Source organism: Nonomuraea sp. NPDC050394 (genome assembly GCF_044459065.1).
GTDB lineage: Bacteria > Actinomycetota > Actinomycetes > Streptosporangiales > Streptosporangiaceae > Nonomuraea.
Genome location: NZ_JBITIO010000010.1, coordinates 135,343 through 156,109, shown reverse-complemented (window position 1 = coordinate 156,109; position 20,767 = coordinate 135,343). Strand labels below are relative to the sequence as shown.

Genomic DNA, 20,767 nt, shown 5'->3' with positions numbered 1-20,767 from the left:
AAGTCCTGACTTGCGCTGGATGAGCCACGGACCAACGTGGGCCGAGCCCCGGCACGTCGGCGATAGCCTTGTCTGGTGCGTATAGCGAGGTTCTCCACAGGCGAAGGCGTCTCGTTCGGCGTGGTCGAGGGCGGCCCTGGCGAGGAGGTCGTCTCCGCGGTCGCCGGGCACCCCTTCAACCAGGTGCAGTTCACCGGCGAGCGGTTCCCGCTGGCCCAGGTGAAGCTGCTGTCCCCGATGCTGCCGAGCAAGGTGATCGCCATCGGCCGCAACTACGCCGAACACGCCGCCGAGCTGGGCAACGAGGTCCCGGAAGAACCGCTCATCTTCCTCAAGCCGTCGACCTCGGTCATCGGCCACGGCGAGCCCATCGCCTACCCGACCTCGCTGTCCGACCGCGTCGACTACGAGGGTGAGCTGGCCGTGGTCATCGGCCGCCTGTGCCGCGAGGTCCCGGTCGAGCGGGTCAAGGACGTCATCTTCGGCTACACCTGCGCCAACGACGTCACCGCCCGCGACCTGCAGAAGAAGGACGTGCAGTTCACCCGGGCCAAGGGCTTCGACACCTTCTGCCCGCTGGGGCCGTGGATCCAGACCGACCTCGACCCGGGCGACCTCGCGCTGACCACGACGGTCAACGGCGAGGTGCGCCAGAGCGGCCGCACGAACCAGCTCATCAACGACATCCCCGCGCTGGTGGCCTACGTCAGCGCCGTCATGACGCTGATCCCCGGCGACGTGATCCTGACCGGCACCCCTGCGGGCGTGGGCCCGCTGGAGGTCGGCGACGAGGTCAGCGTCGGCATCGAGGGCATCGGCACACTCACGAACAAGGTGGTTTCCCGTGACTGACCTGCGGGTGCGCTTCGCGCCCTCACCGACCGGCATGTTCCACGTGGGCGGCGCCCGCACCGCGCTGTTCAACTGGGCGCTGGCCGAGCAGTCGGGCGGCCAGTTCGTGCTGCGCATCGAGGACACCGACGCCTCGCGCAACAGGCCGGAGTGGACCGAGGGCATCATCGCCGCGCTCGACTGGATCGGCGTCAACGGCACCAACCCGGTCTTCGAGGGCCCCTACTTCCAGTCGGCCTTCGAGCCGCAGCACCGCGAGGCCGTGGCCAAGCTGCTCGCCGACGGCCGCGCCTACCACTGCGACTGCACCCGCGATGACCTGGTGGCCCGCACCGGCTCCGAGCACAAGGGCTACGACGGCCACTGCCGCGAGCGCGGCCTGACCGCGGGCGCGACGCGCTTCCGCACCCCCGACGAGGGCGTCACGGTGGTGGACGACGTCATCCGCGGCCGGGTGGAGTTCCCCAACGACGCGCAGGAGGACTTCGTCATCGCCCGCACCGACGGCTCGCCGCTCTACGTGCTGGCCAACGCGGTCGACGACATCACCCAGGACATCACCCACGTCATCCGCGGCGAGGAGCACCTGGGCAACGCGGCCAAGCAGGTCATGCTCTGGCCCGCGCTGGGCAAGCGGCCGCCGGTCTGGGCGCACCTTCCGGTGATCGTCAACGAGCAGCGCAAGAAGCTGTCCAAGCGCCGTGACAAGGTGGCCCTGGAGTCCTACCGCGACGAGGGTTACCTCGCCGAGGCGATGGTCAACTACCTCATGCTGCTGGGCTGGGGTCCGGGCGACGACCGCGAGATCATGCCGTGGTCGGAGATGATGCCGCTGTTCAAGCTGGACAACGTCAACTCCGCCAGCGCCTTCTTCGACGAGAAGAAGCTGCGGGCCTTCAACGGCGAGTACATCCGCGCGCTGCCGCTGGAGACCTTCGAGGAGCGTTGCGCCGCCTACCTCGACCCGAGCTGGGACCGCGAGACGTTCAGCAAGGTCGCCCCGCTGGCCCAGACGCGCATCGCCGTGCTGTCGGAGATCCGGCAGAACGTCGACTTCCTGTTCCTGCCCGAGCCCGCCTTCGACGAGGCCTCCTGGGACAAGGCGATGAAGAACTCCCCCGTGGAGATCCTCAACGGCTACCTGGAGCGCCTGGCCGATGTCAGCTGGGACCCCGAGTCGCTCAAGGTCGCGCTGGAGGAGGTCGGCGCCCTGCACGGGCTGAAGCTCGGCAAGGCGCAGGCGCCGGTCCGCGTGGCCGTCACGGGCCGGACCGTGGGCCTGCCGCTGTTCGAGTCGATCGAGGTTCTCGGCCGCGAGCGTTCGCAGGACCGCCTGCGCGCCGCCCTGGCCAAGTTCCAGGCGTGAGTACGGCGCCGCCGAGGCTCACCAGAGCCCCGGCGGCCATCGACACCCACACCCCCGTGACGCCGAGCCACGAGCTCAGCGTGTAGGCGAGGGGCAGCTGCACCGCGAAGCCCGCCAGCGTGGCGGCCAGCAGGCGGCCGCCCCTCCCACTGGCCTGCAGCACTCCGCCGGCGGCGATCAGCCCGCCGAAGGGCACCAGGTAGAGCGTCATCCAGCGCAGAAACTCCACCGCCGGGCCGGGATCGGCGGTGAACCATCCGGCCACCGGCGCGGCCGTCAGGTTGAGCACGGCGGCCACGGCCACACCGGCGCCCAGGCCGAGTAGCAGCGGCCTTCCCACCGGCTCGGAGCGGGCCGTCCTGATCATCGTGGCCTGGCGCAGCGCGTAGAAGACCATGACACCGGCCAGCATGATCTTCGAGCCGATGCCGTAACCGGCCTGCGCGGCCACTCCGAACCCGGCGACCACGTCCACCAGGACCAGGCCGACCAGGGCGCGGGCCAGGAAGTCGCCCGACATGGGCAGGCCGGTGCGCACGATCTCCCACGCGGGAGCGCGGCCCGGGGCGTCGGCCGGAGCCTGCCGTACCAGGGAGGTCAGGGCGAGCCCGAGTGTGGCCAGGCGGGCCAGGACGGTGGCCAGCGCGGCGCCCTGGACGCCCATGCCGAGGCCGTAGATGAACAGCGGGTCGAGGACGATGACCAGGGCGTTGCAGATCAGCGCGTTGCGCATCGGGACCCGTGTGTCGCCCCTGCCCTTGAGCACGCCGTCCACCAGGCATTGGGCGAAGAAGACGGGCAGGCCGGCAAGGGAGATCAGGTAGTAGCCGGCGGTAAGCGCCGCGGTGGGCGCGTCCGCGGCCAGGAGGGCGGCCAGGGGTTCGCGCAGCAGTACGCCGGGGACGGCCACGGCCAGGCTGAACGCGGCCCAGAGCAGCCAGCCGGTCCTGACCAGGGGCGCGAGCGGCGCGCGGCCGTCGCGGCGGCCGACGAGCACGGTGAGGCCGGTCTGGACGGCCAGGAACAGCCCGAGCGCCAGATACTCGGTGGTCGTGGCCACGGTGACCGCCGCGACCGCGCCCTCGCCCAGGCCGGACACCCAGAGCAGGTCGATCACGCTCACCGCGACGACCGCGGTGAGGAGTTCCACGTAGATGGGGAACGCCAGCCTGAACATGCTTTACCTCGATTCGCTATATCTCGCTTAGAGGTATAGCGATACGATGCGCCCATGGCAAGCGGCGGCGACCTGACCCTGACGATCCTGGGGTTCCTCGACGAGCGGCCGATGCACGGCTACGAGCTCAAGGCCAGGCTCAACGCGCTCAGCGGCCACCTGCGCCCGGTCAGCGACGGCGCGCTCTACCCGGCCATCGCCAGGCTGGAGGCCAAGGACCTGGTCGAGCGGCACGAGGAGCAGGGCACGGCGGCGGCGCGGCGGCTCGTGCTGACGCTGACGGACAAGGGCAGGCAGGAACTGCTGCGCCGCCTGCGCGAGCCCACCGACATCGAGATCAGCGACCAGACGCGGTTCTTCGCGCTGCTGACGTTCCTGTCGGCGCTGCCGGACGCGGCCGAACGGGCGCGGGTGCTGCGGCGCAGGCTCGACTTCCTGGAGACCCCGGCCAGCTTCTTCTACGACGGGGAGCGGCCGGTGCGCGCCGAGGACGAGACCGATCCCTACCGGCGGGGAATGCTGCTGGTCGCGCGGGCCACGGGCGCCGCCGAGCGGGAGTGGCTCAGGAACGAACTGGGGGCGCAAAAGAAGTGAGGAGGTACGGCAGGCCCCGCCGTACCCCCTCAGAAGGGACTTTCTACACCAATCCGCGACGCTCAAGCAGCGGGCGGATGCTGGGCTCGCGGCCGCGGAAGTTGCGGAAGGCGGTCAGCGCGTCGAGGCTGCCGCCCTTCGACAGCAGCTCGCGGCGGAAGTGGTCGCCGTTCTCGCGCTTCAGGCCACCGTTCTCCTTGAACCACTCCACGCTCTCGGCGTCGAGCACCTCGCTCCAGATGTAGGAGTAGTAGCCGGCGCTGTAGCCGCCGGAGAAGATGTGCGCGAAGTAGTTGGTGCGGTAGCGCGGGAGCACCAGCGGGAAGGCGATCCCGGCCGACTCCAGGGCCGCGGCCTCGAACGCCCGCGCGTCCCCGACCGTCTCGCCCGCGGCCAGCTTGTGCCAGGCCCAGTCGAGCAGCGTCGCGGCCAGGTACTCCACGGTCTGGAAGCCCTGGTTGAACTTCTCCGTCGCCTGCATCTTCTCCACGAGTTCGGCGGGCATCGGCTCGCCTGTCTCGTGGTGCTTGGCGTAGTTGGCGAGGATCTCCGGCCACGTCGCCCACATCTCGTTGACCTGCGACGGGTACTCCACGAAGTCGCGCGGCACGTTCGTGCCCGACACCCTCGGGTAGCGCACCGCCGAGAACAGGCCGTGCAGCGCGTGCCCGAACTCGTGGAAGGCCGTGTTGACCTCGTCGAACGTCAGCAGCGTCGGCCCGTCGGCCGGCTTGGTGACGTTCAGGTTGTTCATGACGACGGGCAATTCGCCGAACAAGTAGGACTGGTCGACCAGGTTGTTCATCCACGCGCCGCCGCGCTTGGTCGGGCGGGCGTACGGGTCGAGCAGGAACAGGCCGAGCTGCGAACCGTCCTCGTTGGCGACCTCCCAGACCGAGACGTCCTCGTGGTAGCCCTTCAGGTCGGTCCGCTCGGTGAAGCGCAGCCCGTACAGGCGGCCTGCCGCGTGGAAGATGCCGTCGCGGAAGACCCGGTCGAGCTCGAAGTAGGGCCGCATCGCGTCGGCGTCGAAGTCGTACTTCGCCTTGCGCACCTTCTCGGTGTAGAACGACCAGTCCCACGGCTCGATCGCGAACCCGGCCTGCTCGGCCAGCGCCTCCGCTTCCTTCTTCGCGTTGCGTACGGCGGGGCCGACGAGCTGGCCGAGCATCTCCTCGACCGCCTCGGCCGTCTTGGCCGTCTGGTCGGCGACGCTGTAGGAGGCGTGGCTCGGGAAGCCGAGCAGCTTCGCGCGCTCGGCGCGCAGGGTGGCCATCCGGACGGCCAGGTCCAGGTTCGCCGGCGCCCGCTCCACCGACAGCGTGTACAGCTTGCGGCGGGTCTCCCGGTTCGTCAGCTGCGCCAGGCCGGGCTGGTTGGTGAAGTTGAGCAGCGGCAGGACGTACTTGCCGTCCTTCTCCAGCGCCTTCAGCCGCTCCTCGTCGAAGCCGTCGAGCTCGGCGGCGTCCTCGACGACCAGCGCCGACTCCTTGCCGGCCCTGAGAAGGTTCTGCGAGAAGTCGGTGGACAGGGTGGAGAGCTCCTCGTTGAGCCGCTTGAGCCGCTCCTGGTCGCCCTCGGACAGGTCCGCGCCGGCCCTGATGAAGTCCTCGCGGTACTTCTCCAGCAGCCACGACTCCTCCGGGTCGGAGGTGTTGACCTGCTTGATGCGCGCCCACAGCGCGCGGTCGAGCCGGATCTCGTCGCTGTGCTTGGTCAGCTTCGGCGAGATCTCCTTCTCGATGGCCATGATGCCGTCGGTGGAGTCGGAGGAGACGATGCTGAAGAAGACCATGCCCGTGCGGCCGAGGACACGGCCAGAGCGCTCCAGCGCCGCGATCGTGTTGTCGAACGTGGGCGCCTCTTCGCTGTTCGCGATCGCCGCGACCTCGGCCAGGTGCTCGCTCATGCCGCGCTCGAACGCGGGGAGGTAGTGCTCCTCCCGGATAGCCCCGAAGTCAGGCAGCTGATAGGGCAGGCTGCTGGGTGAAAAGAACGGGTTCTCTGCCAACGTTCGAGCTCCTCGTGCGGTGGTTTTGTCCTCGTTCAGCTTGGCATGTCACGGGGGCTGCCGGGGGCCGCCGACGCCCGGTTCGGCAATCGTTTTGGTGGTGACCGCCAAGCTGGGCTATTCTTTCGGACGTCGCCAAGGCGAGCTCCCGAGGGGTTCGTTTCGGTGGGGTATGGTGTAATTGGCAGCACGACTGATTCTGGTTCAGTTAGTCTAGGTTCGAGTCCTGGTACCCCAGCTTTGACGGATGTCCTCTCACCGGGGCATCCGTTTTCTGCTTATGGAAGAGTTTCGTATTCGCCCGGGTTCCTTCCCCCGCCTCGCGCTGGCCTTCGCCGGACCACTGCTGCTCTTCTTCCTCGTCTGCCTGCTGCTGGGCGCCATCCTCACCGGGTCCACCGCCGGCGGCGTGCTGCTGGGACTGCTCGCCGCCGGAGCGCTGGTGGGGGTCCTGGTGGTGAAGCACCGCAGGCTGGTCTCGGGGACCGTCGTGCGGTTCTCCGACGCGGGCGTGGAGCTGAACGACGCGCGTGGCTTCCTTGTACGCCTGCGGTGGGCCGACATCACCCGGGTGGGCGTGGTGGAGACGCGGAGCGCCGATCCGCGCCGCATCGGGCGGGTGGGAGGACTGCGGGTGCGCGCGCAGCCGTTGCGGGCGACCGGCCTCATCGGCTGGGGCACCCGCCGTACACCTGAGCGGCTGCCGGGGTGGATGCGGGCCCGGCTGGCCGCCGTTCCCGTCGATCCGGCGAGCGGGCGGCCCGAGGTCGCCATCCCGCTGGGAGAGCTCGATCCGTTGTGGGAGCGGGGGCCGATGGGGGCCTGGATCCGGCGGTACCGGCCCGATCTCATGGGCCCTTAAGCGGTTTGGAGTGCTCCTCGGGGTGCGGTAGAGTTACCTGCGTCGCCGGGGAGACCAGGCGAAATCACTTGTGGTCAGGGTCCCGTCGTCTAGTGGCCCAGGACGCCGCCCTCTCAAGGCGGTAGCGCCGGTTCGAATCCGGTCGGGACTACCACTGCCACAAGTCACGAAGGTCCCGTCGTCTAGTGGCCCAGGACGCCGCCCTCTCAAGGCGGTAGCGCCGGTTCGAATCCGGTCGGGACTACATCTTCCTCACACCTTTCTGGTTCTTTTTCTGTTACGGCAGGCCTCCCTGCCGCCACCCGCCGTCGTGGGCTCAGGCCGATCGTGGGGGTCGCTTCTCACGTCGGACGTGGTCCCCACCGCAACGGTCCACGTGAACCGGTTCCCCTACCCCACCCCGGCCACCGCCCCCGGCGCCGCCCACCACCGCGACACCTCCCGCCGTCTCGGCGCCCGGAAACCCGCCCAACCACCCGCCGCCCTGCGGCATCCCACCGCCCGGGGTGTGGAGGTCCTCCGCGCTTCCCGCCCGGCTCGGCGCGCCGGCAACCCGCACGACCTTGGCGCCATCCCGGCATCTCGGGGAGCCCCGCAGCCATCCGCCGCACCCGGGAGAACCCCGCGACCACGCGCTGCCCAGTCGCCCGCAAGTGCCGCCAACGCAGCGCTCGGGTGGCCCAGCCGCCTCATGGCTCCGCCCGTCGGTCCTCGGAGAGGCGGTCTTCCGGGTTCGGCCCGGTGGTTGTCTGGCCGGGCCGATCGGAGAGGCGCTCTCCCGGTTCGGCCCGGTGGTTGCCGGGTGGGTGGGTGTTCCTGGCTCGGGTGTTCGGAGGCGGGTGGTCAGTTCTTGAGGCCGGCGCTTTGGATCACCTCGAATGACCAGACCTGTGAGCCCGTCGCCGCGGGGCCGCCCTGGCCGTGGCCGTGGCCCTGGCCCTGCGCCTTGGCGGCCTCCGCCGCCTGGGCGTGGCCGCGCTGGAAGGCGGGGCCCTGCTGCCAGGCCACGAAGTCCTCCTCGCTGCGCCAGCGCGTGTACACGAGGTACTGGTCGGTTCCCTCGAGCGGCCGCAGCAGCTCGAACCACTCGAACCCGTCGGCCGAGTCGACCATCCCGGCGCGGTTGGCGAATCTCTTCTCCAGGTCCTCGCGCATCTCGGCAGGAACGGTCAGAACGTTGATCTTCACGACAGCCATGTGCCAACCCTATGCGTGCCGGGCCCCGCTCTCTTCTAGGGCTTGCGGGCCAGTCCGCAGAACTCGTCCACGGCCGGGCCCGGCTTGCCGGCCGGGCGCCAGCCGGGGCAGGAGACGACGCCGGGCTCCAGCAGTTCCAGGCCCTCGAAGAAGCCGGCGATCTGGTCCGGATGGCGCAGGTGGTACGGGACGGAGCCGCTCTGGTTCCAGATGGCGATGGCCGCCTCGAACTCGGGGCCCTTGATGACGTTGGTGCCGTCGGCGATCGCCACGTAACTGCCCGGGGGCAGCGCGTCGACCAGCGTGCCCACGATGGCCTTGGCCTGCTCGTAGTCGGGCAGGTGGCCGAGGATGTTGAGGAGCATCAGCGCCACCGGGCGCGACAGGTCGAGCGTGGTCGCGCTCGCCCCGGCCAGGATCGCCGTGGGCTCGCGCAGGTCGGCCTCGATGTACTGGGTGAGCCCTTCCTCGCTGCCGACGAGCAGCGCGCGGGCGTGAGCCAGGACGATCGGGTCGTTGTCCACGTAGACGACGCGGGCCTCCGGGGCCACGCGCTGGGCGACCTCGTGCGTGTTGTTGACCGTGGGCAGGCCGGTGCCGATGTCCAGGAACTGCCGCATCCCGGCCTCGCCCGCCAGGAACGTCACGGCACGGGTCAGGAAGCCCCGCGACTCCTGGGCGATCGGCACGATCTCCGGGAACACGCGCGCGAACTGGTCGCCGATCTCACGATCGATCTCGTAGTTGTCCTTGCCCCCGAGCCAGTAGTTCCAGATTCTCGGCGAATGGGACACAGTTTTATCGATCACGGGACAAACCTAAATCACGTGTGGAGGAAATTCAGGGGGTTGGCGGCGAGTTTGCCGCCGAACCCGGCGCGGACGAAGCCCCCGGCGACGCTGTCCGGCTTGCGGGTCCCCTGCTCGGTCATGCGGGCGGTGAACTCCTCGACGAGGTCCAGGCGCGGGTAGAGCCGCAGGACCTCGTGCTTGACCGGCTCGGGGATCTCGTCGGTCTGGCGGCCGGAGATGTCCATGGCGGTGGAGAGCTCCAGGAGGTGGCCCTCCGGGTCGTCGTTGACGTCCACCTCGGCCCACATGTGGCGCACGATCACCTCGGCCGCCCGCGTCCTGCGCTCGGCCGGCCAGCCGGCGCCGGCGCCGAACACCCAGGCCACGTGTCCTCCCGCCGCCTCGAAGGCCACCGTGTGGCTGTCGAACTCCTTCGTCAGCCCCAGATCGTGCAGCATCGCCGAGACGTAGAGCAGTTCGGCGTCGAAGGGGATGGCGTTCTCCTGGCCGTAGGCCGCGGCGAACAGGTAGGCGCGGACGGAGTGGTTGAGCAGCGAAGGCGTGTGAAACTCGGTCGCGACCTCAAGCGCGAGACGGCAGGCGGCGGTGTCCGGGATCAGGATGTCTGCGTAGTTCACGAGGACAGCATGGCATCGAGCCGCTAACGATCGCGCACCCGGCTTGACCTCTTGATCGCCGGTCCGAGAGCATGTCTCGCTCCCGTGAAGACACCCTCGGAAGGACACCGGCGTGCGCCGCCTCGCGATCCCTCTTGCCCTCATGCTCGCGACCACCGGGCTCGGGGCTCCCGCGCAGGCCGCCGACAAGGTGAAGCGCACCGCCCAGTGCCAGGGCGACTGGATCCCGGGTACGCCCACCGCGGAAGACGTGATGAACGGGGAGATCTCGCTGGTCGGGCAGCCGGCGTACAAGCTCGGCAAGAAGATCAACTGGGGCGCGAGCCCGTACCGGAACAGGTCGTGGGAGTTCGTCTTCCACTCGCTGCGCTGGGTCGGCACGCTCGTGGTCGGCTACGAGAACACCGGTGAGGCACGTTACCTGGAGCGCGCCAAGGAGATCACCAAGGACTGGGTGGCGAGCAACAAGCGTGGCGCGAGCCGTACCAAGCCCTATGTCTGGAAGGACCACCCCACGTCGCTGCGCACGCAGGCGCTCGTCTGCCTGAGCATGCACGTCAAGGACGGCTGGCTCACCGACAGCCTGAAGGAGCACGCGAAGCTGCTGTCGGACGCCCGGCTGTACAAGAAGGGGCACAACCACGGCATCGACCAGGACATCGCGCTCATGGCGATCGGCTGCCGGCTGGGACGGCGCGACTGGGCGTCGCTGGCGATCAAGCGGCTGACCGGCACGGTCAAGCTCGACGTGGACTCCCAGGGCGCGCTCATGGAGCAGGCGCCGCGCTACGCCGTCTACGTGTACGGCCGGCTCCAGGTCGCCATGACCAACATGCGCGACTGCGACCGCAAGGTGCCCGGCGAGATCGCCAAGCGGACCGAGGCGCTGAAGTCCTTCGTCGCCCACTCCACCGAGCCCAGCGGCTACATGGTGCCGATCGGCGACGGCAGTGCCGAGACCGAGCCGAAGATGGAGACCGGCACGCCCAAGGAGAAGGTCAAGGTCTACCGGGCGGGTTACGCCTACGGGCGGACCGACTGGACCAAGGAGGCGGCGTACTACTCGCTGCGGTTCGGGCCGGGGACCAAGTTCCACGGGCACGAGGACCACATGGGCGTCACCTACTACGCGGACGGGCGCGACATCCTGGTCGACGCGGGGTTCCACTCCTATGAGAAGAGCGCCTACCGCTACTGGACCCTCTCCCCCGAGGCGCACAACGTGCCCATGGTCGAGGGCGCGCGGTTCCGGCCACGTACCGCCACGAAGCTCACCAAGGCGACGTACGGCTCCGGCCGCCAGACTTTCCGGGTCGCCGACAAGGCGTACGGCGTCGGGCGTACCAGAAGTGTGTTCGTCCATCACGGCGAGGACGTGATGGCGGTGCGCGACAGTGCGGGCGGCGGGAAGAAGGTGCGCAACCTGTGGCGGTTCGACCCTTCGCTCACGGTCGTCTCCAACGAGGGCGGGCGGGTCGTGCTGGGTGACGGGAAGTACCGGGTCACGCTGGTGCAGCTGGCGGGGTGCAAGCCGGTCGGCGGGCAGAAGGTGGAGCGGGGCGGCAAGCGGGGCTGGGTCTCGCCGACGTACCTGTCGAAGAAGCCGGCCAGCGTGGTCGTCTCGCCGGCTGCCAAGGAGCTGGTGACGGTGGTCGTGCCCGGCACCGACGCGCCGAAGGTGTCCTGCGCGGGCGGCAAGGTGAAGGTGAACGGCGTGTCCGTGGTCTTCTGAACACAAGGGCGACGGAAAGTTTCAAGTAAACCCGGAGTGATGTCAATTATCGACATCTGTCAGGGATAGTCGTATCTTGCGGCCATGAGGGCTACTCGAACCCCCCGATTAGTGCTGCTCGTGACGAGCATGATCGCCATGCTCACCCTCGTCCTGCCCACCACGACCGCCCGCGCGAGCGCGCCGGCCGCCCCGCTCGGCGACGCCTTCGCCCAGGCCGCGCAGACCTACAAGGTGCCCCGCGACCTGCTGGCCACCATCGCCTACGCCGAGACCCACTTCGACGGGCACGCCGGCGCGCCGAGCGCCAGCGGCGGCTACGGCGTCATGCACCTGGTCAGCAACCCCACCGCCAAGGTCCTGGAGAAGGCGGCCGAGCTCACCGGCCTGTCCACGCGGGCGCTCAAGCGCGACGCCGCGGCCAACGTCAAGGGCGGCGCGGCCGTGCTGCGCGCCTACGCCGACGAGCTCGGGCTGGCCGCCGACGCGGCGCTCGGCGCCTGGTACCCGGTCGTCGCCAGGTACGGCAACGCCGCCGACCCGGCCACCGCCCGCCTGTACGCCGACACCGTCTACGACTTCCTCGGCAAGGGCCTGACCGGCACCGCGGGCGCCGAGCAGATCAGCGTTCCCGCCCAGATGGTCACCGCCGAACGCGGCGCGTACGAACAGGCACAGGACCTCACCGCGATGGCCGCCCTCAGCCCCGACTACCCGCCGGCCGCGTGGGTCGCCGCGAACTCCGGCAACTACACCGCCTCCAGCCGCGAGTCCAGCTACAACATCGACCGTGTGATCATCCACGTCACGCAGGGCTCGTACGCCGGCACCATCTCCTGGTTCCAGAACCCGAGCGCCAACGTCTCCGCCCACTACGTGATCCGCTCCTCCGACGGCGCGGTCACCCAGATGGTCCGTGACAAGGACGTCGCCTGGCACGCCGGCAACTGGAGCTACAACACGCGTTCCATCGGCATCGAGCACGAGGGCTTCGTCGACAACCCCTCGTGGTTCACCGACGCCATGTACCGCAGCTCCGCGGCCCTGACCGCCTACCTGTGCAACAAGTACGGCATCCCGAAAACGCGCACCGGCATCATCGGGCACAACGAGGTCCCCGGCGCCACCCACACCGACCCCGGCCGGCACTGGGACTGGAACAAGTACATGCAGTACGTCACCGGAGGCGGCGGCACCACCTGGTCCACCATCGTGGACAACACGACCGCCGACCGGTTCAGCTCCAGCGCCAACTGGGGCACCTCGACGTACTCCACCCAGCGCCACGGGCCCGACTACCGCTACGCCGAGCCCGTCGCCGCCAGCGACCCGGCCTGGTACAAGGCCGGCATCCCCACCGCGGGCACCTACAAGGTCGAGGTCTGGTACCCGGCGCTGCCCGGCTACAACAGCTCGGCCCCGTACATCGTGGCCGCCTCGGGCGGCAACCAGACGGTCTACGTCGACCAGCGTTCCGGCGGGGGCGGGTGGCGGAGCATCGGCACGTTCTCGCTCAACGCCGGCGACTACAACGTGGTCGGGGTGAGCCGCTGGACGTCCGGCGTCGGCCTCGTGATCGCCGACGCCGTGCGGATCAGCAAGTAACGGCTTCGGGGGTACGGCGGCGCCGTACCCCCAAAAGTCCTTAACACGCGGCGCTTTACGGCCTGCTACAACTCGCGGCCCGCGCGCAGCAGACCATAGGTGACGGCCTGCTCAAGGGCCTGCCAGGAGGCGTCGATGATGTTCTCGTCCACGCCGACCGTGGCCCATTCGCCCGTCGCGTCGCTGGTGGTGATGAGGACGCGGGTGATGGCGTCGGTGCCGTGGGTGCCCTCGAGTATGCGGACCTTGAAGTCGATCAGCTCGACCGCAGCCAGTTCGGGGTAGAGCTTCTCCAGGCCCAGGCGGACCGCCCTGTCGAGGGCGTTGACGGGGCCGTTGCCCTCGCCGGTGGCCACGATCCGCTCGCCCTTGGCGTGCAGTTTGACGGTGGCCTCGCTGACCAGTTCGCCGCCCTTGGTGCGCTCGACGATCACGCGCCAGGACTCGACCTCGAAGTGCCGCCTGCGCTCGCCGTGCAGGGTGTCGCGCAGCAGGAGCTCGAACGAGGCGTCGGCGGCCTCGAACGTGTAGCCCTGGGACTCCAGTTCCTTGACCCGGTCGACCAGTTCCTTGGAGGTCTCGGCGGACAGCTGGTAGCCCAGCTCGCGGCCCTTCAGCTCGACGCTCGCCCGCCCGGCCATGTCGGAGACCAGCATGCGCATGTCGTTGCCGACGGCGGCGGGGTCGATGTGCTGGTAGAGGTTCGGGTCCACCTTGATGGCGCTGGCGTGCAGGCCGGCCTTGTGCGCGAAGGCGGACATGCCCACGTAGGGGGCGTGGGAGTTCGGGGTGACGTTGGTGACCTCGGTGATCGCGTGGGCGATCCGGGTCATGTCCTGGAGCGCGGCCGGCGGGACCAGGTCGAAGCCGCGCTTGAGCTGGAGGTTCGCCACGACCGTGAACAGGTTCGCGTTGCCGGAGCGCTCGCCGTAACCGTTGGCGCAGCCCTGCACGTGGGTGGCGCCCGCCTTCACGGCCGCCAGCGTGTTCGCGACCGCGCAGCCGGTGTCGTCGTGGCAGTGGATGCCGACGCGGGCGCTGGTCTGGACGGCCGCGTGCACCACCTCGGCGAGCTCGTCGGGGAGCATGCCGCCGTTGGTGTCACACAGGGCCACGACGTCGGCCCCGGCCTCTGCCGCGGTCCTGAGGACCTCGAGAGCGTAGGCTGGATTCGACTTGTACCCGTCGAAGAAGTGCTCGGCGTCGAGGAAGACCCGCTGGCCCTCCGCTTTCAGATGAGAGATGGTGTCGCGGATCATCGCGAGGTTCTCACTGAGGGTGGTGCGGAGGGCCAGCTCCACGTGCCGGTCGTGGCTCTTGGCGACAAGAGTCACGACCGGCGCGCCGGATTCGCGCAGTGCGGCGACCAAAGGGTCATCGGCTGCCTTCATGCCTGCCCGGCGGGTCGCGCCGAACGCGGCAAGCTGCGCGTGCTTCAGGTCGAGCTCTGTTTGGGCCCGCCTGAAGAACTCTGTGTCCTTGGGGTTGGCGCCAGGCCAGCCCCCCTCGATGAAACCGACGCCCAGGCCGTCCAAGTGGCGCGCGATCGACAGCTTGTCGGCCACCGTGAGGTTGAGGCCTTCTTGCTGTGCGCCGTCGCGCAGCGTGGTGTCGTACACGTGGAAGCGGTCGTCGGCCATCTGATTGGTCTCCCGTGGAAATGAAAAAGACCCCTCACGGACGTGAGAGGTCTGCGCGCTGGCGGTGTCCTTTGTCAGCCAGCGCGCCTGCCGATAATGAGCAGACCGTAGAACATGGTGATGCCGAGTGTGCCACATGGATTCACCATCTGGCACGCTGGTCTCACGTTCTGGGACAATCTTTGTACGGCGGCGCGCTGACGTGGGCCCGCGGGGCGTGTCATGGGAGGGCTCAGACGGTGATGCCGTCGCCGCCGGTAATGAGCTGCTCCAGGGCCTTCGGGTCGAAGGCGACGTCACCCAGCATCTGGCCGTTGAACAGCACCGTCGGAGTCCCGTCGAGGCGGACGCCGTCGTTCTGGCTGAGGTGCTGCTTGGCGAAGGCCTGCGTGGACACGCACTCGTCCACCGAGGCGCCCGCCTTGCGCGCGGCCCCCACCAGTTCGTCCGGCGTGAACCCGCTGGCAGTGCCGTGCGGGGCCGGCTGGATGGCGTAGAGCTGGTCGCGGAAGGCCAGCCAGTTGGCCGCGGGCACGCAACGGGCGGCGGCGGCCGCGCGGACGCTGTTGGACCGCATCGGCTCGTCCCGGAAGATCGTCACCGGATGGAAGACCACCTTCACGCTGCCCGCCTTGGCCAGGCGCCGGAGTGTGGGATCCACGGCGGCGTGGAGCTGCTTGCAGACGGGGCAGTCGAAGTCCTCGTACAGGTCGAGGACCGGCGCGGTCACCCCCGGCCTGGCCAGGACCATCGAGCCGTCCGGCTGGCGGGTGAGCTGGTAGGCGTCCTGTTTGCCACCCGGCTCCGCGAAGGCCAGGACGGCGACTACGGCAAGCACGACACACGCGGCAACACATGCCGCCACCAGCCTCTTGTTCATCGCAGGCGACCCTATCATTTGCGACATATAGCCCAGTTATTCGAACAAACTTGCGAGCTCTTTTCCGGGGCATTACCTTGGGTCGCGCGGCAATCACATTGCGTTCATCTCTCAGGAGGGGATGATGGAACCATGGCCAAGCTTCTCGCGCGTCCCACTGCCGAAGAGCATCCGTCTGACCAGCACTACCAGGCGGCGTGCAGGCTGTTCCCCGAGCATCGCGTCGAGCTCATCGACGGCCGGATCGTGGTGAACCCCGTGCCCACCGGACTCCACAACAACATCATCGCGCTGCTGCTCTTCCAGATCACCGGCTTCCTGGTGGAGAAGGACTGGCGGCCTTGGACCAACATCAAGCTGCTCCTCGGCACGCAGAACGACAGGTTCATCCCCGATCTCGTGATCGTCTCCAAGCGCCCGCGCATGTGGGGCGACGACGAGGTATACGCCGACGACACGAAACTGGTCGTCGAGGTCGTCTCTCCCAGCAGCGTCCACGACGACTACGTCACCAAGCCCAAGGCCTACGCGGCCGCGAAGGTTCCCGTATTCCTCCGCATCGACCCGGCCAAGTCGACGGCCAGCCTGTTCACCCGCCCATCCGCTGACGGCTACACCGTGTACGTCGAGGTCACCATGGGCGCGCCACTCGCCCTGCCCGACCCATGGAACCTCATCCTCGACACGGCCAGACTCACCGACGCCGAGACCTCCGGCTGATCGACAATGACGCCATGAAGAACTTCGTGCTCGACCAGCCGATCGCCCAGTACATCCACGAACACACCACCCGCCCCGATCCGCTCCTCGAGCAACTCGCCATCGAGACCCGCGCGGCCACCGGCGACCAGGCCAGCATGCAGATCTCCGCTTCCCAGGGCCGTCTGCTCACCATGCTCACCCAGCTCGTCGACCCGTCGGTGGCGGTCGAGGTGGGTACGTTCACCGGCTACTCGTCGCTCTGCCTCGCCCGCGGCCTGTCCGGCGGGCACCTCTACTGCTACGACGTGAGCGAGGAGTGGACCGCGATCGCCAAACGCTACTGGGAGGACGCGGGCGTCTCCGACCGCATCACCCTGACCCTCGGCCCCGCCACGGAAACCCTGCCGTCCCTCCAGCGCTCCGTCGACCTGGCCTTCATCGACGCCGACAAGCCCGGCTACCCCGCCTACTACGAACTGCTCATGGAACGCCTGCGCCCCGGCGGACTGATCATGGTGGACAACACCTTGTGGACCGGCTACGTGGCCGACCCGTCGAGAAACGACGAGACCACGGTGACGATCCGCGAGTTCAACGACATGGTGATGCAGGATCCTCGCGTGAGCACGACCATCCTCCCGATCTCCGACGGCCTCACCCTGATCCGCAAGAACTGACCACTTCCCCGTCAACGCCTGTCCGGCGGGGGGCGTCCAAGCCATGCCTCGGTGGCGGCACTCTGCCAAGGGTGAGGGGTGCCGGACCGCGCCGAAGCGCGGGTTCGAGACACCCCCGGCAGCCGACCGCGCCGACGCGCACGGGTGCGAGACGTATCGGGCGGCGGACCGCGCTGACGTGCGGGTGTGGGCCAGAGGGGAGGTGCTGCCCCACGGGTGCGGGGCAGCGCGGGTGTTAGCTGATCTTGTGGATCCAGCTGTGGGGGTCGGGGCGGGTGCCGTACTGGATGCCGACGAGCTCGTCGCGGATGCGCATCGTGACCGGGCCCGGGGTGCCGTCGCCCACGGTCCAGGCGCGGTCGGCGCCCTTGACCGAGCCGACCGGCGTCACCACGGCGGCGGTGCCGCAGGCGAAGACCTCGGTCAGTTCACCCGACTCGCAGCCGGCCTGCCACTCCTCGATCGACAGCCGGCCCTCTTCGGCCTTCAGGCCGAGGTCGCCGGCGAGCGTGAGGATGGACTCGCGGGTGATGCCGGGCAGGAGCGTGCCGGTGAGGGCGGGGGTGAGGAGGCGGTCGCCGTACACGAAGAAGAGGTTCATGCCGCCCATCTCCTCCACGTACCGGTGCTCGTGGGAGTCGAGCCAGACGACCTGGTCGCAGCCCTGGGCGACGGCCTCGCGCTGGGCGACGAAGGCTCCGGCGTAGTTGCCGCCGCACTTGGCGGCACCGGTGCCGCCGGGGGCGGCGCGGGTGTACTCGGTCGAGAGCCACACGGAGACGGGCTTGACGCCGCCGCTGAAGTACGAGGCGGCGGGAGAGGCGATGACCATGAAGCGGTAGTTCTCGGACGGGTAGTTGACGCCGAGGCCGACCTGGGTGGCGATGATGAACGGGCGCAGGTAGAGGCTGTGTCCGTCGGTGGTCGGGACCCAGTCGCGGTCGGCCTGGACGAGGAGTTCGAGCGCCTCCACGAAGGTGTCTTCCGGCAGTTCCGGCATGGCCATGCGCGCGCAGGAGTGGTTGAAGCGGGCGGCGTTGGCGTAGGGGCGGAAGGTGACGATGGAGCCGTTCGCGTGCCGGTAGGCCTTGAGGCCCTCGAAGAGTTCCTGCGCGTAGTGGAAGACGGAGGTCGCGGGGTCGAGCGTGAGCGGTCCGTACGGCGTGAGGCGGGCGTCGTGCCAGCCGGTGCCCTCGGTGTAGTCGATCGAGACCATGTGGTCGGTGAAGGCCTTCCCGAACCCGGGGCTCGCCAGTACCGCCTCGCGCTCTGCCGCGGTGCGAGCGTGGTCGGATAGCTGCACGTCGAAGCTGAGCTTCTGAGAGGTGGTCATGACGGAGATCCTTCTCTTTCTCTGAGGACTACCCTGCATCCATTCTGCGCCGGATCGGGTAGAGGGAACTTACTGCATCTAAAAGGACGACCGTTAGGGCGCAACGAAAACGCCCGGAGGCTCTCGCGAGCCACCGGGCGTGGGTGGTCAGGCGGCCGCGAGTGCGCCGGGGGCGCCTGGCCGCTTGTCAGGTCGGTACCGGGTGTTCACGAGCTGCGGGTTCGCACGCTGCCTGCCGTACCTCCGCAGACGTGTCGTAAGACCCCCGATGGTGGGCGATCTCACGTTCTGCGGTACGGCGGGCCGCTCGTGGGCCGGTGGCCTGCGGCGTCAGGCGCCGCCGGATACTCGGGCGGCGATGTCGTCGCCGATTTCCCGGGTGGTGCGGGCGGAGGTGCGCGAGAGGCGCTCGACGATGTCGTCGGCGACGGCCTGCTCGACGCGGGCGGCCTCGGCGGTCAGCCCGAGGTGGTCCAGGAGCATGGCGACCGAGAGGATGGTGGCGGTCGGGTCGGCCTTGCTCTGCCCGGCGATGTCGGGCGCGCTGCCGTGCACCGGCTCGAACATGCTCGGCGCGGCGCCTTCGGGGTTGATGTTGCCGCTGGCCGCGAGGCCGATGCCGCCGGCCACCGCGGCGCCCAGGTCGGTGATGATGTCGCCGAACAGGTTGTCGGTGACGATCACGTCGAAGCGCTCGGGCTGGTTGACGAAGAACATCGTGGCCGCGTCGATGTGCACGTAGTCGGTGGTGACCTCGGGGTACTCCTCGGCCACGCGGTCGAAGGTGCGCTGCCACAGGTCACCGGCGAAGGTGAGCACGTTGGTCTTGTGGACCAGCGTGAGCTTCTTGCGCGGGCGGCTCTGCGCCTTGGCGAAGGCGTAGCGGACGACGCGTTCGACACCGTAGGCGGTGTTGATGGACTCCTGCGTCGCCACCTCGTACGGCGTGCCCTTGCGCATGGCCCCGCCGGTGCCGGCGTAGAGCGATTCGGTGCCTTCGCGCACGACGACGATGTCGATGTTCTCGGCCGGTGTGTCGGCCAGCGGCGTCGCGACGCCGGGCAGCAGCTTGACCGGGCGCAGGTTGACGTAGTGGTCGAAGTCGAAGCGGATGCGCAGGAGCAGGTCGCGCTCCAGCAGGCCGGGCGGCACCTTGCGGGGGTCGCCGACGGCGCCGAGCAGGATCGCGTCGTAGCCGCGCAGCTCCCGCAGCACGGAGTCGGGTAGGACCTCGCCGGTCCTGGCGTAGCGGTCCGCGCCGAGGTCGTACTCGGTGATGTCGAACTTGGGACCGACCGCCTCGAGAACCTTGAGGCCCTCGGTCACGACCTCGGTACCGATGCCGTCTCCGGGGATGACGGCCAGGCGAATGCTACGCGACTCCATGGGCGGTACCTTACCGGTTCGTCTCGCCTGCCGAGCAACCCATCTCATTTTCCGGACACTCCATTTTGCCCGATTTGCACGCTTTTGACTGTTTCGTTAGAGTCCCACCAGCCTAATCCGCGCACCGTAGCGCGGAGCCGGGGACCCACCTCCCCCATTGGGGCGAATCGGCGCTTACCACGCCGTAGGGCTACTTCCAGGCCCGAGCCCGACAGCTAACCCGGTAGGCCGTGTGGAAGGACATTCCCCTGTCTCGCATCATCGCGACCGCTGCGCTCATCACTGTCACCGGTGTCACCGCGGCCACCCTCGCATCCCCCGCCACCGCATCCCCCACATCCCCCACATCCCCCGTATCCCCCGCATCCCCGGTCTCTCCCGCTGCCCCCGTGAGCACCGTCGACCCCTACGACGTCACGCTGACCAGCCAGGACCTCAAGGAGATCCAGGAGCGGCGAACCCCCAAGCCCAGCTGGCAGAAAGCCCTGGCCTACGCCATGGACAAGCGCGGCACCCCGTACGTCTGGGGCGGCACCACCAAACGCGGCTACGACTGCTCCGGCCTCATGCTCCGCGCCTACGAAAGCGCGGGGATCGAACTGCCCCGCACCGCCGCCCAGCAGTACTCGGCGTTCTCCCGGAAGATCAGCTGGAAGAACCTGAAGCCCGGCGACCTGGTCTTCTTCTCAGGACTGGGGCACGTGGGCATGATCTCCCGGCCTGGTCACATGGTGCATTCGCCGCGTACCGGTGACGTGGTCAAGGAGGAAAAGCTGAGCGCCTGGCGCCGCCGCGCCTTCGTCGGCGCCGTGCGCCCGGATCCGGCGGGCGTCAAACTCACCACCCAGCTCGAAAAACTCCGCCAAGCACCCGCACCCGTCATGCCCACCGCCACGCTGTGACGCGCGTGCTCCTCCCAACCATCTTCTGACCCTCAGATTCCACCGATTCCGCCGACCCGCCGACCCGTCGGCCGTCGGCTCGTCGCGGCGTGCTCTGTCGCGGTTTCTCCCGTGCGTGGTATCTCTCACGCACGGGAGAAACCACGATCTCCCGCGTGCAGGCCCCTATCGTGGCTTCCCCGGCCCACAGATCTTTCGGCGCGGGCCTTGTCACGGCTTCCCCGGCCCGCAGATCCTTCGCGCGGGCCTTTGTCACGGCTTCCCCGCCCACAGATCCTTCGCGCGCGGGCCCTGTCGCGGCCACCCCGCCCACAGATCCTTCGCGCGGGCTCTCGCGCGGCTTCTCCTGCGTGCGGTTCTGTCGCGCGTGGGGTCTGTCACCGCAATGGTCTTCTCCTACGGCAAGCCGCCCACCCCCACCC

The 20,767-nt window shown here is 68.9% G+C and carries 18 protein-coding genes, 3 tRNA genes and 1 riboswitch; of the genes, 12 read left to right on the top strand and 9 right to left on the bottom strand.

Annotated features, from left to right (window positions below):
- Window positions 1-75 precede the first annotated feature (75 nt).
- Window positions 76-852 carry a fumarylacetoacetate hydrolase family protein gene (locus ACIBKY_RS34045; protein WP_397103199.1) on the top strand — a complete coding sequence of 259 codons (777 nt, stop codon included), beginning with the start codon at window positions 76-78 and terminating at the stop codon, window positions 850-852.
- Complete coding sequence (gltX, locus tag ACIBKY_RS34040) at window positions 845-2,218, top strand: glutamate--tRNA ligase (protein ID WP_397103197.1); 1,374 nt, start codon at window positions 845-847, stop codon at window positions 2,216-2,218. The genes ACIBKY_RS34045 and gltX overlap by 8 nt, the downstream gene beginning before the upstream one ends.
- On the opposite strand, the gene ACIBKY_RS34035 is transcribed toward gltX, so the two are convergent.
- The gene (locus tag ACIBKY_RS34035; RefSeq protein ID WP_397103195.1) at window positions 2,112-3,395 is read right to left on the bottom strand and encodes an MATE family efflux transporter; all 1,284 of its coding nucleotides are present in this window, start codon (window positions 3,393-3,395) and stop codon (window positions 2,112-2,114) included. The two genes, gltX and ACIBKY_RS34035, sit on opposite strands and share 107 nt — an antisense overlap.
- 54 nt (window positions 3,396-3,449) lie before the next feature.
- On the opposite strand from ACIBKY_RS34035, the gene ACIBKY_RS34030 reads away from it, so the two are divergent.
- Complete coding sequence (locus tag ACIBKY_RS34030) at window positions 3,450-3,989, top strand: PadR family transcriptional regulator (RefSeq protein WP_397103193.1); 540 nt, start codon at window positions 3,450-3,452, stop codon at window positions 3,987-3,989.
- A 43-nt stretch (window positions 3,990-4,032) separates the two neighbouring features.
- Here ACIBKY_RS34030 and ACIBKY_RS34025 read toward each other — a convergent pair whose 3' ends face one another.
- Window positions 4,033-6,000, bottom strand: coding sequence for a M3 family metallopeptidase (locus ACIBKY_RS34025; RefSeq protein ID WP_397103191.1), 1,968 nt, complete (start codon window positions 5,998-6,000; stop codon window positions 4,033-4,035).
- A gap of 166 nt (window positions 6,001-6,166) precedes the next feature.
- Between ACIBKY_RS34025 and ACIBKY_RS34020 the strand changes: the two genes are divergently transcribed.
- The 4 genes from ACIBKY_RS34020 to ACIBKY_RS34005 all read left to right on the top strand — a co-directional run bounded on the left by ACIBKY_RS34020 (window position 6,167) and on the right by ACIBKY_RS34005 (window position 7,106).
- Window positions 6,167-6,238 (top strand) — tRNA-Gln (locus tag ACIBKY_RS34020).
- A gap of 42 nt (window positions 6,239-6,280) precedes the next feature.
- Entirely contained in the window at window positions 6,281-6,862 is a 582-nt protein-coding gene (locus tag ACIBKY_RS34015) for a hypothetical protein (RefSeq protein WP_397103189.1), read from the top strand.
- Between the two features lie 78 nt (window positions 6,863-6,940).
- Window positions 6,941-7,016 (top strand) — tRNA-Glu (locus ACIBKY_RS34010).
- A 17-nt stretch (window positions 7,017-7,033) separates the two neighbouring features.
- Window positions 7,034-7,106 (top strand) — tRNA-Glu (locus ACIBKY_RS34005).
- Window positions 7,107-7,705: 599 nt separating this feature from the next.
- Here the strand turns inward: ACIBKY_RS34005 and ACIBKY_RS34000 are convergent.
- The 3 genes from ACIBKY_RS34000 to ACIBKY_RS33990 are packed head-to-tail and all read right to left on the bottom strand — an operon-like array spanning window position 7,706 to window position 9,488.
- On the bottom strand, window positions 7,706-8,059 hold the full coding sequence (locus ACIBKY_RS34000) for an antibiotic biosynthesis monooxygenase family protein (protein WP_397103187.1): 354 nt from the start codon (window positions 8,057-8,059) through the stop codon (window positions 7,706-7,708).
- Between the two features lie 35 nt (window positions 8,060-8,094).
- Complete coding sequence (locus tag ACIBKY_RS33995; RefSeq protein WP_397103185.1) at window positions 8,095-8,868, bottom strand: SAM-dependent methyltransferase; 774 nt, start codon at window positions 8,866-8,868, stop codon at window positions 8,095-8,097.
- Window positions 8,869-8,882: 14 nt separating this feature from the next.
- Window positions 8,883-9,488, bottom strand: a complete 606-nt coding sequence (locus tag ACIBKY_RS33990) for an HD domain-containing protein (protein WP_397103183.1) — start codon at window positions 9,486-9,488, stop codon at window positions 8,883-8,885.
- Window positions 9,489-9,600: 112 nt separating this feature from the next.
- On the opposite strand from ACIBKY_RS33990, the gene ACIBKY_RS33985 reads away from it, so the two are divergent.
- On the top strand, window positions 9,601-11,220 hold the full coding sequence (locus ACIBKY_RS33985) for a heparinase II/III family protein (RefSeq protein WP_397103181.1): 1,620 nt from the start codon (window positions 9,601-9,603) through the stop codon (window positions 11,218-11,220).
- A gap of 84 nt (window positions 11,221-11,304) precedes the next feature.
- Window positions 11,305-12,825 carry an N-acetylmuramoyl-L-alanine amidase gene (locus tag ACIBKY_RS33980; protein ID WP_397103179.1) on the top strand — a complete coding sequence of 507 codons (1,521 nt, stop codon included), beginning with the start codon at window positions 11,305-11,307 and terminating at the stop codon, window positions 12,823-12,825.
- 65 nt (window positions 12,826-12,890) lie between these two features.
- On the opposite strand, the gene cimA is transcribed toward ACIBKY_RS33980, so the two are convergent.
- Both cimA and ACIBKY_RS33970 read right to left on the bottom strand, forming a co-directional pair.
- Window positions 12,891-14,465 carry a citramalate synthase gene (cimA, locus tag ACIBKY_RS33975; protein ID WP_397103177.1) on the bottom strand — a complete coding sequence of 525 codons (1,575 nt, stop codon included), beginning with the start codon at window positions 14,463-14,465 and terminating at the stop codon, window positions 12,891-12,893.
- A gap of 232 nt (window positions 14,466-14,697) precedes the next feature.
- Entirely contained in the window at window positions 14,698-15,345 is a 648-nt protein-coding gene (locus tag ACIBKY_RS33970; RefSeq protein WP_397103175.1) for a DsbA family protein, read from the bottom strand.
- A gap of 132 nt (window positions 15,346-15,477) precedes the next feature.
- Between ACIBKY_RS33970 and ACIBKY_RS33965 the strand changes: the two genes are divergently transcribed.
- Both ACIBKY_RS33965 and ACIBKY_RS33960 read left to right on the top strand, forming a co-directional pair.
- Window positions 15,478-16,065 carry a Uma2 family endonuclease gene (locus ACIBKY_RS33965; protein ID WP_397103173.1) on the top strand — a complete coding sequence of 196 codons (588 nt, stop codon included), beginning with the start codon at window positions 15,478-15,480 and terminating at the stop codon, window positions 16,063-16,065.
- 14 nt (window positions 16,066-16,079) lie between these two features.
- On the top strand, window positions 16,080-16,724 hold the full coding sequence (locus ACIBKY_RS33960; protein WP_397103171.1) for an O-methyltransferase: 645 nt from the start codon (window positions 16,080-16,082) through the stop codon (window positions 16,722-16,724).
- Between the two features lie 235 nt (window positions 16,725-16,959).
- Here ACIBKY_RS33960 and ACIBKY_RS33955 read toward each other — a convergent pair whose 3' ends face one another.
- A complete protein-coding gene (locus ACIBKY_RS33955) occupies window positions 16,960-18,057 on the bottom strand; it encodes a branched-chain amino acid aminotransferase (protein WP_397103169.1) in 1,098 nt (365 codons plus the stop codon).
- A 330-nt stretch (window positions 18,058-18,387) separates the two neighbouring features.
- Window positions 18,388-19,443 carry a 3-isopropylmalate dehydrogenase gene (locus ACIBKY_RS33950; protein ID WP_397103167.1) on the bottom strand — a complete coding sequence of 352 codons (1,056 nt, stop codon included), beginning with the start codon at window positions 19,441-19,443 and terminating at the stop codon, window positions 18,388-18,390.
- Window positions 19,444-19,542: 99 nt separating this feature from the next.
- A riboswitch (cyclic di-AMP (ydaO/yuaA leader) is annotated at window positions 19,543-19,688 on the top strand.
- A 144-nt stretch (window positions 19,689-19,832) separates the two neighbouring features.
- Here ACIBKY_RS33950 and ACIBKY_RS33945 point away from each other — a divergent pair.
- Window positions 19,833-20,345, top strand: a complete 513-nt coding sequence (locus ACIBKY_RS33945) for a C40 family peptidase (RefSeq protein WP_397103165.1) — start codon at window positions 19,833-19,835, stop codon at window positions 20,343-20,345.
- Window positions 20,346-20,767 lie beyond the last annotated feature (422 nt).